The following is a 15,073-nucleotide window of genomic DNA, read 5'->3' on the forward strand; positions in this document are numbered from 1 at the left end:
GCGTCCCTCGGGTTATGCGTGACCCGGCAGGTTTTCCCGCCGGGTCAGAAAGGGTTTCAACGGCTCAATCAGTGCCCCAGTATTTGGCAACCAATGCGTCCATCGTACCGTCAGCCTGAATGGCGGCCAGCCCTTCGTTTATGGCGTCAACGGTTGCGTCGCCTTCCTGAAACACAATACCCAGTGGATCAGACTGAAGGCCTGTGATGCCTACAGCCAATTCCCCGGCAAATTCCTGTTCATATGCCGATGCCGAGGTTCCATCAATGATTACCCCCTGTACGTCAGCATTCTGAAGCGCCAGGATCGCAGCAGAGAAATTGTCATACAGGCTGACATTCTCGCGTCCCACCAGTTCTTCGGCCAGCTGGGCATTGGTGGTGCCAGTCTGCGCGGCTAGCTTCTGACCACCTGCTTTGAAGTCATCCAACGTCATGTCAGCATTGTCGACCTGCAGCAGGATCGCCTGACTTACAATGATATAAGGCTCGGAAAAATCCATGTTCTCTTCGCGTTCCGGAGTGATTGAGACACCCGAGATCACGAGGTCGAACTCCCCTTGCTGAAGCGCGGCAAAGATCCCATCCCAGGCTGTATTTACGAAATTCGGGACGCAGTTCACCTTTTCACAGATCGCATTCATGACATCGACATCAAATCCCACAATCTGACCCGTGGACTCATCGACCGTCTCCATGGGCGGATAGGTGGCATCTGTTCCGATCTTAAGTACGCGCCCTTCAAGATCCGCTGCAAACACAGCAGGCGCGGCAAGCGCGGTCAGGGCGGCGGCGGCAAATAGGTTTCTTAACATCTCCGGTTACTCCTTTGTTGGTTCAGGTGTTTAGCGCCGCTTCTGGCGCGACTGTGTCAGGTTGCCGCTCGATCAAAATGGCCCTGATCTTTTTTTGTGTTTCGGACGGGTCAACCCCGTCCAAAGCCTTGAGCATATACTCACCCAGCAATCGACTGGTTTCCTCAATAGGGACGTAATAGGTGCTGGGCGGAGGGACAAAATAACGGCTAAGTTGCAGATCATCGGTCGAGATCACGGTCAGTTCGCGACCGACCTCAACACCCGCCGCATGGGCAGCAGAAAGCACACCCAGGGTCATGGCTTCGTTCGCGCAGATGATCGCGGTTGGCCTATCGGATAGCCGCATCAAAGCTTCAAAGGCATTATACCCCGTTCGCGCGGTCGTAGGCCCGCTGAAGATCAGGGCCGGGTCAACGGCCAGACCGGACGCTCTGAACGCCTGGGCATAGCCCGTTCGACGTTGCGTCGCATAAACCAGGTCATCCGGCGGGTTCACCAGGGCAATCCGGCGATGCCCCAAGGCTAGCAGTCGTTGCGTTGCATCGTGACCTGCTGCCTGACTGTCGATATCGACATAGGCATGTGATCTGCCGCTGTCGCTCATACCCATGGTGACAAAGGGGAAACCATTCTGTTGCAGATAGGCAATGCGCGGATCGGCGTGGCGCGTACCCGAGAATATCACCCCGTCTGCCAATCCGTTCTGAACGATTTCCTTCAGCGTCGCCATCGTTCCCTGCAGGCCCGCCACGCTGTGAACGCCAAGCTCATAACGCGACCCTTTCAAAGCCCGCGAAATACCCGCGACAATGCGAGTGAATTCGACACCTTCCCATTCTTCATCTGAATCAGGCGACACGCTGACCAGAACGCCGATGCGATAGGACTTTTTTGTCCGCAGCTTCAGCCCGTCCAGATTGACCCGGTATCCAAGCTGTTCGGCGGCAGACTGAATCTGCTGCCGCGTTTCTTTCTTGACGGTTTCGGCACCACGCAGCGCGTTCGAGACGGTTCCGACAGAAAACCCCGTCTGCTTTGCAATCGACTTGATCGTCGCGCGCGCCACTATGTCACCTCAACGCTGCGCATTCGCATCAACAGGTCATGTCCCGTCTGCAATGTTTGCGCGTGATCGGCAGTTTCATCATGTTCCACAAAAAGGTCAGCGCAGGGACTGTCAGCCAGAACACGCAGGACCAGAGGCCAGTCCACAACCCCCTGCCCCAGATTTCGCCAGCACTCGTCGCCTTGTCCGGCCAATGGATCGACGTCTTTAGCATGGACGGAAACGATCCGGTCGGAATAATGGCTCAGCAGTGCAGCGGGGTCAGAAAGCGCCGAATATAGCCAACCGATATCCGGCTGCCATCCAATGGCCTCATGCGACAGGACCATATCCAATGGCGAACCCTGCCCAAGATCGACAAGGTCAAAATCGTGGTTATGATAGGCAAGGCGCACACCGTCGGCAGACAGGGCATCAGCCCATTTCGCCAACCGGCCCGACACTGCCTTCCACCCCTCGGCGGTGCCGGGCCGAGCCTTGGGCGACAGCCAAGGCATGACCGCCACAGGGCATTCCAAAGCTTCAAGCATTCTAAGAATGTCATCAAACCGTGTTTCAAATTCTTCCCAGTCAAAATGGGCCGATCGAACAGTGAAACCAGCCTGTCTAACCACATTGGTAACCTGCTTGGGGGTAAGATCGTGGAACCCGACCGTTTCAATATCGGTGAACCCGCAGGCACGCACCAAGTCAAGCTGGGCCGCCAAATCCCCAACCTGCCGGACTGTGTATAACTGCGCTGAAACTCGCATTTCCACGGTTCTACCACAAAATGAAACGTTTCAATCAAGTTGAAACAGCATCAGGGGTCTTGTCAAGAACCGTGTTGGAAAGGGTTATTTCCGCATGGAAACACCCTGATGGAACAAATGAACCTTGTCAGGATTCGCAGAGACCATCACGGTCTTGCCCCGCATATTCTTCTGAACGCCCGGAAGCTTGGCAATAAGGGCATCCGTCCCATCCTCGACCGCGAAATATAACAACGTCACCTCACCCAGGGCTTCGGTAAAGTCCACGACTCCTTCGAGAATTGGATCGCCGTCAACAGACACAAAATCTTCGGGGCGCACGCCAACCTTCACCTGCTTGCCTTCGTCATCGGCCTCGGTTGCAATCGCCGAAACGGCCTTTCCGCCACCGTCCAGTTTTACGACAGTCTGCGCACCAGTTTGAGTGATCACTCCGGGCAGCAGGTTCATTGCTGGTGAACCGATGAATTGCGCGACAAACTCATTGTCGGGCGTCTCATACAGCTCCAGCGGCGTGCCAACCTGAGCGATCCCTTTGTTGGCCAGCACGACGATCCGACTGGCCAATGTCATCGCTTCGACCTGATCATGGGTGACATAGATCATCGTGCTGTCCGGCATCGCCTCTTTCAGGCGGGCGATTTCGATCCGGGTGGCGACACGCAGCGCCGCGTCCAGGTTCGAAAGCGGTTCGTCGAACAGGTAAACCTTGGGGTCACGCACAATGGCGCGCCCGATTGCGACACGCTGACGCTGACCGCCGGATAGCGCTTTGGGCAACCGGTCCAGATAAGGTTCAAGCTGTAGGATGCGGGCCGCCCGATCGACCGCGGCGCCGACTTCAGCCACCGGCATTTTGGCTATCTTCAGCGCAAAGGCCATGTTTTCGCGAACGGTCATATGTGGGTACAGCGCATAGCTTTGGAACACCATCGCGATGCCTCGCTGTGCTGGCGGCACATCGTTCATCACCTGCCCTTCAATCTCGAGCGTTCCGCCCGAGATCTTTTCCAACCCGGCGACCATGCGCAGCAAGGTGGATTTGCCACAGCCCGAAGGCCCGACAAAAACGATCAACTCGCCCCGCTCAATCTCAAGATTGATGTTCTTCAGAACATCCACATTGCCATAGGTTTTGGCGACATCTGTGAGGTTTAGCTCTGACATGGTTTATTCCTTCTCCCTCAACAGCAGGCAGAATTGTGCAGCACCCAGAGACACTGTCCCCGTTCCTGCGACGCCGCCCAACTCTTCCCCGATCACGCGCCAGTTCCCGTCTGGCAAAATTACTTCGGAACGTTCGGTACCGAGGTTAAATGCGCAGAACACCTCTTCTGCATGATCTTCACGCGTGAAGGTCAAAACGGTCCCGATCTGCGTCATGTTCTTTTGCGCCCCCAACATCAAAGCCGGATGGGCATGGCGGAATGCAATCGCACGACGATAGTGGTGAAGCATGGACTTGGGCTCAGCCTCTGATCGGTCCACGGCACGCTCGGCCTGAGGGTCACTGACAGGCAACCAAGGCTTACCGGTGCTAAAGCCCGATTGTTCATCCTGCGCAGCCCAAACCATCGGCGTCCGGCATCCGTCGCGGCCCTTGAACTCGGGCCAGAATTCGACGCCATACGGGTCTTGCAGATCGTCAAAGGCCACGTCCGCCTCGGGCAGGCCCAACTCTTCGCCTTGATACAAGCAGGCCGAGCCGCGCATGCACATCATCAAAACTGCATGCTGTCTGGCGGCTGCATCGTCCAGACGCCAGCGCGACGCGTGACGTTCCACGTCATGGTTCGAAAATGCCCAGCAAGGCCAGGCATCACCTGCTTTGTCCTCGAGCTGATCAAATACCTGCTGTGCATAGCTGGCAGTCAAAGCGCGCTTTTCAAGGAACTCGAACGCATAGCACATGTGCATGCGCTTATTACCGCTGGTGTATTCGCCCATAATCTCAAGCCCACGCTGTGCGTCGCCCACCTCGCCCAGACAGGCGCGACCTTCATATTGATCGGTCAGGGCCCGCAGGCGTTCCAGAAAGGCAATGTTCTCGGGCTGGCTTTTGGAGAACAGGTGGTCCTGATGGTTATACGGGTTTACCATCGGCGCGATTGAGGCATTGCGCTGCTCCACGGGCAGGGCAGGATTATCTCGCAACTTTTTGTCGTGGAAATAGAAGTTGATTGTATCCAGACGAAACCCATCGACACCCAGATCAAGCCAGAACCTGGCGACATCCAGCAAGGCGTCCTGCACATCCGCGCAGTGAAAATTCAGATCCGGCTGTGAGGTCAGGAAATTATGCAGGTAATACTGCAACCGCCGAGCGTCCCACTGCCAAGCCGAGCCCCCGAAAATCGACAACCAGTTGTTCGGCGGCGTACCGTCCGGTTTTGGATCGGCCCAGACATACCAATCGGATTTGGCGTTTTCACGGCTGGCGCGGCTTTCGCTGAACCAGGGGTGCTGATCTGACGTGTGCGACAGAACCAGATCGATCATCACCTTCAACCCCTGGGCATGGGCGTGATCCAGCAGGTCCCGAAAATCCTCCATCGTGCCGAACATCGGATCAACATTGCGATAGTCGCTGACGTCATATCCGAAATCCTTCATCGGAGATTTGAAGAAGGGCGAAATCCAGATCGCATCAACGCCCAGAGAGGCAATGTACCCCAATCGCTGGGTGATGCCTTTCAGGTCTCCGATCCCGTCACCATTGCTGTCCTGAAAGCTGCGCGGATAGATCTGATAGATGACGCCACCACGCCACCAGTCAGCGGCCACCTTGGTTGCATTGGAAAGTTCTGTTGTGTTCTGCACGTTCATCAGACGCCTCTATTTGACGGACCCGGCCAGCAGGCCTCGGACCAGGTATTTTTGCATTGCGAAAAAGACAGCCAGCGGCACAGCGATCGAGACGAAGGCCGCCGTGGCAAGGATTTCCCAGTTCCCACCGCGCGTGCCCAACAGCTCGACAATCCGGTTTGTCATCACCGTGGTCTGGCCGGAGGCGTCGATCAGGAACACCTTGGCGACCAGCAGATCGTTCCATGTCCAGAGAAACTGGAAGATCGCAAATGACGCCAGCGCCGGAAAGCTGAGCGGCAGGATCAGTTTGGTAAAGATCTGGAACTCGGTCGCGCCATCAACGCGTGCGTTTTCGATCAGATCGCGCGGCAGCCCAGCCATGTAGTTGCGCAACAGGTAGATGGCCAATGGCATCCCGAACCCGGTATGGGCCATCCAGACTCCCAGATAACCTTTGCCTATCCCGATACTCAGGTGAAATTTCAGCAAGGGGATCAGTGCCAGTTGCAGCGGCACCACCAACAGGCCAACAACCGCAGCGATCAACAGCGCCCGACCGGGGAAATCCATCCAAGCCAAGGCATAGGCGGCAAAGGCGGCCACTAGGATCGGAATGATCGTCGCCGGTATCGTGACCGTCAGCGTGTTGAAAAACGCCCGCCCCATACTGTCAGTGCTGTCTTCAGCAAGCAGGACCTTGTGGTAATTGGCCAGGGTGAACTCGGGAGGCAGTTCCGCCGTCACAAAGACGCGCACGCCGCGACTGCCGGTGAACTCTTCGGTGTTTTCCATCCGGTACTTGCCGTCGGCATCCACCGTAATAGTACCGCCCTTACGCAGTTCCGCGGTATCGCCCGGTACAAAATCATCGATCGCACGAGAACTGATGCCCCATTTCGAGATCGCCGCCTGCGCGCCGGTTTCAAACAGGTTGCCTTCGATCATGTAAACGCCATTCTCCAGCACCTGAGTTTCAGGTGCTGCAGCGCGCAGGGTCAGGTTCTGCTCGGATGGGAACAACGACCGCCACCAGCCGCTTGTGGCAATCTGGTCAGCCGTGCGGAAGGATGAGATCAACAGCCCCAGCGTCGGCACCACCCAGAGCACGACCAGAAAAAGAACCGAGGCATGGACAGCCCAGCGAAGGGCGGGTTTGGTTCCTGCTATATCGCTCATGGCCTACTCCATCTCTTTGCGCGCATTGCGCACATTCCAGACAAGGATCGGTGCCACCAGCAGCATGATCACCATGGCCGAGGCCGAGCCCACGCCCCAGTCATTGGCGCGAAACAGCTTGTCATACATGTAATTGGCCAGAACCTGCGTTTCCCACTGGCCGTTGGTCATGGCAAACACGATGTCAAAGACCTTGAGCACGGTGATGGTGATCGTGGTCCAGACCACTAGGATGGTGGTTTTGATTTGCGGCACTTTGATACGGAAGAAAATCTGGAACGGATTGGCCCCATCCAGAATGGCAGCTTCGATGGTTTCCTCGGGAATACCGCGCAGGGCGGCCGACAGGATAACCATGGCAAAACCGGTCTGAATCCAGACCAGCACCACCATTAGAAAAAAGCTGTTCCAGAAAGGGATGGTCAACCATGTCTGCGGCTCTACTCCTCCGAAAAAGATGTAGAGCGCGTTCAGCATCCCGATCTGGTCCTGCTCAACCGGACGGGTGTCATAGACCAGCTTCCAGATCACCGAGGCCCCCACGAATGAGATCGCCATCGGCATGAAAATCAGAGACTTGGCGATGTTGCCCCAGCGGATGCGGTCGGTCAGCTGAGCCACCAAAAGGCCAAACGCGGTCGACATTGCAGGCACCACGATCAGCCATAACATGTTGTTGCGCATGGCTTCCCAGAATTTGGGCTCTTGCGCCATCTGGATATAGTTATCCAGACCCGCCCATTCGTAGCCGCCGCCCGGAATGCGGTGCGTCAGCGAAAGGCGCAGCGTTTCGACCACCGGGTAAGCCAGGTACAGGCCCAAAGCAGCCAGAGCCGGAAACAGGAACAGCCACGGGCGGATCATGCTCGCGCGGTTGATATTGCGGCCAGCATTGGGGCCGCGCGCCGGGAACAGAATTTTGTCCAGAAACTGATTAGACAGGTAGAAATAGCCCACACAGGCTGACACGCCGATTGCGATGGTCAGCAGGCCCTGAAATGCCGGATGCATGACGCTTCTCCCTTGTGACGGTTAGCTTGGGCAACCCGATGGTGCGGGTTGCCCAACCCCGGACGCTTAGTCCAGCGCATCCCAGGATGACTGAATTTCATCCGCCACTTCTTGGGCAGAGGCACCGCCTGCATAATCAACCATTCCGGTCCAGAATGTTCCGGCGCCTACGCCGCCCGGCATCAGGTCAGAACCGTCAAACCGGAACGTCGTTGCACCAAGAAGAATGTCGTTCATCTTTTTCAGCGTGGGATCCGAGAAGACCGAAGTATCTACCCCCTTATGCGGGGTCAGAAATCCGGTCAGCGCCATCCAGGTCTCATGCGCTTCAGGTGTTTGCAGATACTCGATCAGCGCATGTGCACCGGGACTGTCATTGGTGATTGCCCATAAAGTGCCCGCACCCAGAACCGGGCTGCCAAGGTCTTTGCTTTCATAGGCAGGGAAGTAGAAGAAATCCGCATCTTCCCCGACGATGGTGCCCTCTGGAAAGAATGCCGGAATGAATGAGGCCTGACGGTGCATGTAACACTGCGGAGGTGAGCTGAACATGCCTTTCGGGCTGTCGCGGAAATCCGTCGTTGCAACAGCACCGGCGCCCCCTGCGACATAGTCTTCATTGCGGGCAAAGGCCCCGAATTCCTCAATGGCCGCGACGACTTTTGGATCGTTGAACTTCAATTCATTGGCAACCCAAGCGTCGTAATCCGCGGGGGATTGTGTACGCAGCATCATATCCTCGACCCAGTCGGTCGCAGGCCAGCCGGTGGCCCCACCCGAACCCAGGCCAATACACCATGGCGTGCCGCCATCTGCCACAATCTGATCGGACAGAGCCTTCAGCTCTTCCATCGTGGTCGGCACCTCATATCCCGCATCCTCAAAATTCTCGGGCACAAACCACACAAGGGATTTCACATCGACCTTGTAGAAGAACCCATAAAGATGATCCTGACCGTCCGGCCCCGGATAGGTGCCGAGATCGACCCAGGATTGCCCGGCGGCATAGTTGTCGCGAATCCAGTCCCCTGACCCTTCTCCCAGTGGCGTCAGAAATCCGGATTTGGCCATATCCGCCGCCAACCCAGGTTGCGGGAAAACGGCAATATTCGGGGCCGATCCGGCCTCAGCATCAATACGGATTTGCGATTCAAAACTGTCCGAACCGACATAAGCGTATTCATGCCCGGTCGCCGCCGCGAACCCATCCAGTACCTTTTCGACATTCTCTTGGTCCGGCCCCAGCCACGGGCCGAATACGGTAACCTTGTCGGCCTGTGCGACGCCCCCGATCAGGGTAAATGCGGCGACGCCAGCATAAAGCGAGTGTTTCATGAATTTCTCCTCCCAACGATATCTCGCGCCTTAGGTTTCAAATTTCCAAAGCGCTTTGGTTGGAGCGAGTTTATGCGCTAACAGCCTCCACCTGTCAACGATTGCTTTGCGAAGGCCCATAAATATAAATATAAAACGAGATGTTCGTAAAATCTGTTGACCACCAGTGAAAATGCCCGCAAAAACAGGAATACGCAGTAATTTGTAGGCGCTTTGAACAAATATGAACCTAAAGCAGCTCTCTGAAATCCTTGGTTTGTCTCAAACAACCGTCAGCCGCGCGCTGAACGGATACCCCGAGGTCAGCGAAGCCACGCGCACAAGGGTTCAGGCCGCCGCAACAAAACACGGGTACCGCCCGAACAGCCGAGCCAAGGGTCTTGCGACAGGTCGATCACACGTGATCGGGCACGTGATTCCCAGCTCATCCCAGCATGAAATGGTTAACCCAATCTTTGGCGATTTTGTCGCCGGGGCTGCTCGTAGATATGCCGAACACGGCTATGACATGATGTTCACCAGCGCCGATGACACATCTATTGAACGCGCCTATCGCGACCTGTTTCAGCGTGGTGCCGTGGACGGTGTCGTTCTGCAGGGCCCCAAGGTGAACGAGCAGCGGATTGAAGTCCTCAATCGCATGGGCGCGCCATTCATTGTGCACGGACGATCTACTGGAATAGACGCGCCCTATGACTGGGTTGATGTGAACAACAAAAGCTCGTTCATGCGCGCCACCCGGTTTCTGATCGACCTGGGGCATCGACGGATCGCCCTTATCAATGGACTTGAAGATATGGATTTCGCCCAACGCCGCCGGGCCGGTTACCTGCAGGCCCTGAATCAAGCCGGTCTGTCACCGGACCCTGAATTGATGCGCAGCGCCGAGATGACAGAGGTATATGGCCACCACGAAGCGCGCGATATGGTGCAACTCAAGGACCCGCCGACCGCCATTCTGGTCTCGTCAATGATTTCGGCCATCGGAGTTCGGCGGGCATTGAACGAAGCAGGGCTGCAGATGGGCCGCGATGTTTCGGTGATCGCCCATGATGACGACCTGTCCTATCTGAAAAACGGGCAGGATGTACCGATCTTCACCGCCACGCGATCCTCGGTTCGGTCGGCCGGTGAAATAGCTGCCGAAATGCTGATCGAACGAATAAATGCGCCCGAAGACCCGGCCAAAACTAGATTGCTGGAGGCCGAGCTGGTAGTTGGCGGCTCGACCGGCCCCGCCCCCAACAGGTTCTGAATATGAAATACAACCGCACTGATTTCCCCAAAGATTTCCTCTTTGGCGTCGCAACCTCGGCCTATCAGATCGAAGGCCACGCACAGGGAGGGGCCGGGCAAACCCATTGGGATACCTTTGCCAGGACCCCCGGCAATGTTGTGCGAAATGAAAACGGGGATCTGGCCTGTGACCACCTGAACCGGTTCCCGCAGGATCTGGATCTGGTGCGCGATGGCGGCTTTGATTGCTACCGGTTTTCGACCAGCTGGGCGCGGGTGCTGCCCGAAGGCCGCGGTCAGGTGAATGAGGCCGGGCTGGATTACTATGATCGGCTGGCCGATGCGCTGCTGGAACGCGGTATCCGCCCCTGCGCAACGCTTTACCATTGGGAACTACCTTCGTCTCTGGCCGATCTGGGCGGCTGGCGCAATCGCGATATCGCCGGGTGGTTCGCCGATTTCACCGAGGTCATCATGGGCCGCATCGGCGATCGGATGTACAGCGTCGCCCCCATAAATGAGCCGTGGTGCGTCAGCTGGCTCAGCCATTTCGAAGGGCATCACGCCCCGGGTCTGCGCGACATCCGTGCAACCGCCCGCGCGATGCACCACGTCCTTCTGGCCCATGGCAGCGCCATCGACGCGATGCGGGGCCTGGGCATGTCTAACCTGGGCGCGGTTTTCAACCTGGAATGGGCCGAACCCGCAGATGACAGCCCCGAAGCGCGCCGCGCGGCTGATCTATATGACGGCATCTACAACCGGTTCTTTCTGGGCGGCGTTTTCAACAAGGCCTATCCAGACAACGTTCTGGAGGGGTTAGAGCCCTACCTGCCCGCTGGCTGGCAGGATGATTTCGACATCATCGGTACGCCGGTCGATTGGTGTGGTCTGAACTACTATACCCGCAAGTTGATTGCGCCTTCGGAGACCACCTGGCCCAGCCTGCAGGAAATCGCCGGCCCGCTGCCCAAAACTCAGATGGGGTGGGAGATCGAACCCGCCGCCCTGACCCGGTTTCTGACCCGCACCAAGCAGGATTACACCGGGGACCTGCCGATTCTGGTGACGGAAAATGGCATGGCCAGCCCCGAACGGCAGCAGGATAGCGACCGGATCGACTATCTGAACCAACATCTATCGGCGGTACAGGACGCCTTGGCACAGGGCGTGCCGATCAAGGGCTACTTCATCTGGTCCCTGCTGGACAACTACGAATGGGCGCTGGGATATGAGAAGAGGTTTGGCCTTGTGGACGTGGACTTTCAGACGATGGAGCGCACACCCAAGGCGTCCTATACCGCAGTACAAAACGCCCTGACGGGAAGCACAGTGTCCTTACCGCTGGCGCAACCGGCTGGGGCCATGCACGACCATTGGAACCTCGTGGCCGATATCGGCGGCACCAATACGCGGCTTGGCGTTATCACCAATGGTGAGCTGACAGATCTGCGCAAATACCCCACCGGCAAGCTGCCCGAATTGCTTGAGGCCTTTCATAGCCTGCGCGACGAGATCGGAACCGACCCAAGGGCCGTGGTCGCCGCCGGGGCAGGACCTGTCCGCAACGGTACAATCAGGCTGACCAACGCCCAACTTGATCTGTCAGAGGATGATATCGCCCGGGCAACGGGCGCCCGACATACCTTTGTGATCAACGACTTCACTGCCGCTGCGTGGTCTGTTGCCGAAATTTCCCATGAGAATGTTGAAGTCTTGCAAGGGGCCAAGCATCCGCCGACCGGCACACGTCTGGTCGTCGGGCCTGGAACCGGGCTAGGTGTCGGATCGCTGCTATATTCGAATGGCCGCTATCACACGGTGTCCGGCGAAGGCGGCCATATCGGCCTCTCGCCTCGAAATCAGGACGAGGTCGAAATATTCAACGCCGCTCGGCAGGTGGCCCCCGAGTGTTTCTTTGACGACACTCTGACACTTGAGGCGGAAATGTTCCTCAGCGGCACGGGTTTGCCAATCCTCTATCAGGCCATCGAACTGGCAGGGGGTCGGGCAAAGGCCGAGCCCCGAACCGCGCGCGATATCCTTCAGGATGCACGCGACGGAACCGATGCCCATGCCGTCAAGGCCGCGCATATGTTCACCACACATCTAGGCGCGGTCATGGGCGATCTGGCGGTCGTCATGATGCCTTCCGGTGGCGTGTTCCTTGTGGGCGGCGTGGCCGAAAAAAACCGCTGGCTGTTCAAGGACGCCTTCCGAGACGCCTTTAATGCCGGAGGCCGGTTCAGCGAGTTGCGCCGATCCATGAACCTGTATGTCTCGGAACAGGACGAATTTGGCATTGTTGGCGCTAACAATTTCTGTAAAAATGCGCTAAGGCGGTAGTCTGACCGCACGTTTCAGAAACAGAAAGGTCCCGGCATGATCCTATGCTGTGGTGAAGCCCTGATCGATATGATCGAGACGCCCACGATCTCGGGCGAACTGGGGTTTGTGCCCCATTCTGGCGGTGCGATTTTCAACACGGCTATTGCCCTGGGTCGATTGGATACGCCGGTGGGTCTGCTGACCGGGCTTTCGTCTGACATGTTCGGGCAACAGCTTATGATCGCCCTCAAGGCCAGCCATGTTGACTCCGACCGGGTAATCCACTCGGACCGCCCGACAACATTGGCATTTGTACAGCTCAAGGATGGGCAGGCAGCCTACAGTTTCGTCGATGAAAACTCGGCCGGACGGATGTTGACGCCAGAGGATATGCCAACCCATCTGCCCTCGGTCTCGGCGCTGTATCTGGGCGGGATCAGTCTGGCATGCGAGCCTTGCGCAGATGCCTATGCGGCGGTGCTTGACCGCTTTGGATCAGAGCGCGCCGTCATGCTGGACCCAAACATTCGCCCGGATTTCATACGGGATCAGACCCGGTATCGCACCCGGCTGAACCGCATGATTGCGCAAGCGGATATCGTCAAGGTCTCGGACGAAGATCTGGACTGGATCATTCCGGGCCCAGAAAACCTTGCTGAGAAAGTTCCTCTGTTGCTGCAGGCAGGACCTTCGGTGGTGATCGTCACCCGGGGCAGCGAAGGCGCGATCGGGTATCTTGCGGACGGGTCCGACGTTTCTGTTCCCGTAAAAAAGGTCGAGGTCGTCGACACCGTTGGCGCCGGTGACACTTTCAACGCAGGCGTCTTGTCCGCCCTAGATCAATCAGGCCACTTAACAAAACCTGAATTGCGCACATTGCCAGTAAACGCCTTGCGCGCAGCCCTTTCGAAAGGGGCGGAAGTCGCCGCTGTAACCGTCGCGCGCGCCGGGGCAAACCCGCCCTGGGCACATGAACTCTGACCCAACGAAGAAGCCGATGAAACGATCAGACATCAACGAAATCAAATCCGAGGCCGAAGCTTTTATCCGATCCTTTGGGGCAGTGCTGCCGCCGTTTGCGGGCTGGTCGCCCGAGAAAATGCGCAGCGAACAGGCCGCCGGTATCCGTGAACGCGGGCTTGGGTGGGACATAACCGACTATGGCCAGGGTCGGTTTGACGAACTTGGCCTGTTCCTGTTCACCCTACGCAATGGCGATGTCAGCGATCTGAACAAGGGGCAAGGCATGCTCTATGCCGAGAAACTGCTGGTGTCGCGGGACAAGCAGCTTTCGCCGATGCACCGGCACATCGTCAAAGCCGAGGATATCATCAACCGGGGCGGTGGCGATCTGGTGATGGAAATCTACGCCTCAGACCCTCAGGGCGGCATTGACCGCGATACCCCTGTGACCGTGCCTAGCGACAACTGCCCTGTGACGCTTCAACCTGGCGAACTGCTGCGGCTAAAGCCCGGTCAAAGCGTGACCTTGATGCCGGGTATCTGGCACGCGTTCTGGGCGGAAAAAGGCGATTGTTTGATTGGCGAAGTGTCTACCGTCAATGACGACCGAACCGACAACGTCTTCGAACAGCCGATCCCTCGCTTTGCGACAATCGAGGAAGACGCCATCCCGGATTTCCTGCTGGTTGCGGATTATTGACATTGGCGCATAGGTGCGCTGGCACCGGCTTTGAACCCGATAAGCCCCTTTTACTAAATCGGAAAATCAGTCTACCATGGGCGATACTGGCACGCTGATAGTGGTCCGCCGGGAAGGAGCCTGAGCAATGGTGACAAAAGCCGAGCTTGAAGCAGAGATCGCAGAGTTGCGACGGCAACTTGCCGAGCAGCCACCGGCAAAAAACGCTTCGCCAGATAAAGGGGCTGACGCCCCGCCGCACGAAACCATCGCCGACCGGCTTACAGATAACCTCGAATCCTGGTCCACACAGCTTGACGATATACTTGAGGAATTCGAAGATCTGCCGCACAGAAAATCAATTCTGTTTGCCGCTGGTATTTTTGCCCTAGGCTACATGCTTGGCCGGTCACGCTAGGAGACGCCCATGAGCCGCATATCCCGCAATGTCTCAGTCGTTTTGCGCGCTGAACGCTTGATCGCACGCGCACAGCTTGCGATCACCGTGAAACGGGCCGGGTTTTACATAGCCGCCGGAGTGGCGGTGGGCCTGGCGATCATCATGCTGAATCTCGCCGGATTTTTCTGGCTTTCCGCGATCCTGTCGAAACCCGTTGCTGCGATACTTGTGGCGGGGACCAATCTGGTACTTGCTTTGATTCTGGTTCTGCTCGCCAATTCGATAAACCAACACGGCGATGCCTCGGCCGCAGTCGAACTTCGGGATATGGCGCTGCAAGACATTGAATCCGAAATCAGGGAATCCCTGGCCGAGGTCCAAAACACCGTAGCCGGAATTCGCCGCGACCCGGTTGGCGTACTGGCGCCCGAAGCCATCACGGCCTTGCTGAGCATGCTGCTGAAATACGCCCGGCGCCGGAAAGAAACGCCGAACGAATAAG

At 57.3% G+C, this 15,073-nt stretch carries 14 protein-coding genes and 1 pseudogene; 7 read left to right on the plus strand and 8 right to left on the minus strand.

The genetic code is table 11. The features are described from left to right. Positions 1 to 64: 64 nt before the first annotated feature. The 8 genes from AC2FH0_RS06585 to AC2FH0_RS06620 all read right to left on the minus strand — a co-directional run bounded on the left by AC2FH0_RS06585 (position 65) and on the right by AC2FH0_RS06620 (position 8,965). Positions 65 to 814 (minus strand): basic amino acid ABC transporter substrate-binding protein, encoded by a 750-nt coding sequence (locus tag AC2FH0_RS06585; protein WP_142636138.1) that lies wholly within the window; start codon positions 812 to 814, stop codon positions 65 to 67. Between the two features lie 22 nt (positions 815 to 836). After that, positions 837 to 1,883, minus strand: a complete 1,047-nt coding sequence (locus tag AC2FH0_RS06590; RefSeq protein WP_496705183.1) for a LacI family DNA-binding transcriptional regulator — start codon at positions 1,881 to 1,883, stop codon at positions 837 to 839. Further along, on the minus strand, positions 1,883 to 2,635 hold the full coding sequence (locus AC2FH0_RS06595; protein WP_281972972.1) for a sugar phosphate isomerase/epimerase family protein: 753 nt from the start codon (positions 2,633 to 2,635) through the stop codon (positions 1,883 to 1,885). The genes AC2FH0_RS06590 and AC2FH0_RS06595 overlap by 1 nt, the downstream gene beginning before the upstream one ends. Positions 2,636 to 2,719: 84 nt before the next feature. Next, positions 2,720 to 3,802, minus strand: coding sequence for an ABC transporter ATP-binding protein (locus AC2FH0_RS06600; RefSeq protein WP_496709040.1), 1,083 nt, complete (start codon positions 3,800 to 3,802; stop codon positions 2,720 to 2,722). Positions 3,803 to 3,805: 3 nt separating this feature from the next. Then, positions 3,806 to 5,461, minus strand: a complete 1,656-nt coding sequence (locus AC2FH0_RS06605) for an alpha-amylase family glycosyl hydrolase (protein ID WP_496788874.1) — start codon at positions 5,459 to 5,461, stop codon at positions 3,806 to 3,808. Between the two features lie 9 nt (positions 5,462 to 5,470). After that, positions 5,471 to 6,619 (minus strand): carbohydrate ABC transporter permease, encoded by a 1,149-nt coding sequence (locus AC2FH0_RS06610; protein WP_496691375.1) that lies wholly within the window; start codon positions 6,617 to 6,619, stop codon positions 5,471 to 5,473. A gap of 3 nt (positions 6,620 to 6,622) precedes the next feature. After that, entirely contained in the window at positions 6,623 to 7,630 is a 1,008-nt protein-coding gene (locus AC2FH0_RS06615; protein WP_496788875.1) for a carbohydrate ABC transporter permease, read from the minus strand. Between the two features lie 66 nt (positions 7,631 to 7,696). Continuing rightward, the gene (locus AC2FH0_RS06620; protein WP_281995047.1) at positions 7,697 to 8,965 is read right to left on the minus strand and encodes an ABC transporter substrate-binding protein; all 1,269 of its coding nucleotides are present in this window, start codon (positions 8,963 to 8,965) and stop codon (positions 7,697 to 7,699) included. A 223-nt stretch (positions 8,966 to 9,188) separates the two neighbouring features. Between AC2FH0_RS06620 and AC2FH0_RS06625 the strand changes: the two genes are divergently transcribed. The 7 genes and pseudogenes from AC2FH0_RS06625 to AC2FH0_RS06655 all read left to right on the plus strand — a co-directional run bounded on the left by AC2FH0_RS06625 (position 9,189) and on the right by AC2FH0_RS06655 (position 15,072). Next, on the plus strand, positions 9,189 to 10,220 hold the full coding sequence (locus AC2FH0_RS06625) for a LacI family DNA-binding transcriptional regulator (protein ID WP_496691376.1): 1,032 nt from the start codon (positions 9,189 to 9,191) through the stop codon (positions 10,218 to 10,220). Positions 10,221 to 10,222: 2 nt separating this feature from the next. After that, a pseudogene (locus AC2FH0_RS06630) lies at positions 10,223 to 11,527 on the plus strand (GH1 family beta-glucosidase); the annotation flags it as partial. Between the two features lie 39 nt (positions 11,528 to 11,566). Beyond that, positions 11,567 to 12,547, plus strand: coding sequence for a glucokinase (locus AC2FH0_RS06635; RefSeq protein WP_496789047.1), 981 nt, complete (start codon positions 11,567 to 11,569; stop codon positions 12,545 to 12,547). A gap of 36 nt (positions 12,548 to 12,583) precedes the next feature. Next, positions 12,584 to 13,510, plus strand: coding sequence for a carbohydrate kinase family protein (locus tag AC2FH0_RS06640; RefSeq protein ID WP_496788877.1), 927 nt, complete (start codon positions 12,584 to 12,586; stop codon positions 13,508 to 13,510). 16 nt (positions 13,511 to 13,526) lie between these two features. Then, the gene (locus AC2FH0_RS06645) at positions 13,527 to 14,192 is read left to right on the plus strand and encodes a D-lyxose/D-mannose family sugar isomerase (protein WP_496709043.1); all 666 of its coding nucleotides are present in this window, start codon (positions 13,527 to 13,529) and stop codon (positions 14,190 to 14,192) included. Positions 14,193 to 14,319: 127 nt separating this feature from the next. After that, positions 14,320 to 14,589 carry a hypothetical protein gene (locus AC2FH0_RS06650; RefSeq protein WP_496786396.1) on the plus strand — a complete coding sequence of 90 codons (270 nt, stop codon included), beginning with the start codon at positions 14,320 to 14,322 and terminating at the stop codon, positions 14,587 to 14,589. Between the two features lie 9 nt (positions 14,590 to 14,598). Continuing rightward, the gene (locus AC2FH0_RS06655; RefSeq protein WP_496788879.1) at positions 14,599 to 15,072 is read left to right on the plus strand and encodes a hypothetical protein; all 474 of its coding nucleotides are present in this window, start codon (positions 14,599 to 14,601) and stop codon (positions 15,070 to 15,072) included. Position 15,073 lies beyond the last annotated feature (1 nt).

The sequence above is a fragment of the Ruegeria sp. CDSC051 genome (assembly GCF_059610665.1).

Bases quoted from the DNA above. Each gene is read 5' to 3' on its own strand.
- AC2FH0_RS06615 (WP_496788875.1), bottom strand. From the start codon at position 7,630: ATGCATCCGGCATTTCAGGGCCTGCTGACCATCGCAATCGGCGTGTCA.
- AC2FH0_RS06605 (WP_496788874.1), bottom strand. From the start codon at position 5,461: ATGAACGTGCAGAACACAACAGAACTTTCCAATGCAACCAAGGTGGCC.
- AC2FH0_RS06595 (WP_281972972.1), bottom strand. From the start codon at position 2,635: ATGCGAGTTTCAGCGCAGTTATACACAGTCCGGCAGGTTGGGGATTTG.
- AC2FH0_RS06645 (WP_496709043.1), top strand. From the start codon at position 13,527: ATGAAACGATCAGACATCAACGAAATCAAATCCGAGGCCGAAGCTTTT.
- AC2FH0_RS06610 (WP_496691375.1), bottom strand. From the start codon at position 6,619: ATGAGCGATATAGCAGGAACCAAACCCGCCCTTCGCTGGGCTGTCCAT.
- AC2FH0_RS06635 (WP_496789047.1), top strand. From the start codon at position 11,567: ATGCACGACCATTGGAACCTCGTGGCCGATATCGGCGGCACCAATACG.
- AC2FH0_RS06650 (WP_496786396.1), top strand. From the start codon at position 14,320: ATGGTGACAAAAGCCGAGCTTGAAGCAGAGATCGCAGAGTTGCGACGG.
- AC2FH0_RS06620 (WP_281995047.1), bottom strand. From the start codon at position 8,965: ATGAAACACTCGCTTTATGCTGGCGTCGCCGCATTTACCCTGATCGGG.
- AC2FH0_RS06585 (WP_142636138.1), bottom strand. From the start codon at position 814: ATGTTAAGAAACCTATTTGCCGCCGCCGCCCTGACCGCGCTTGCCGCG.
- AC2FH0_RS06625 (WP_496691376.1), top strand. From the start codon at position 9,189: ATGAACCTAAAGCAGCTCTCTGAAATCCTTGGTTTGTCTCAAACAACC.
- AC2FH0_RS06600 (WP_496709040.1), bottom strand. From the start codon at position 3,802: ATGTCAGAGCTAAACCTCACAGATGTCGCCAAAACCTATGGCAATGTG.
- AC2FH0_RS06640 (WP_496788877.1), top strand. From the start codon at position 12,584: ATGATCCTATGCTGTGGTGAAGCCCTGATCGATATGATCGAGACGCCC.
- AC2FH0_RS06655 (WP_496788879.1), top strand. From the start codon at position 14,599: ATGAGCCGCATATCCCGCAATGTCTCAGTCGTTTTGCGCGCTGAACGC.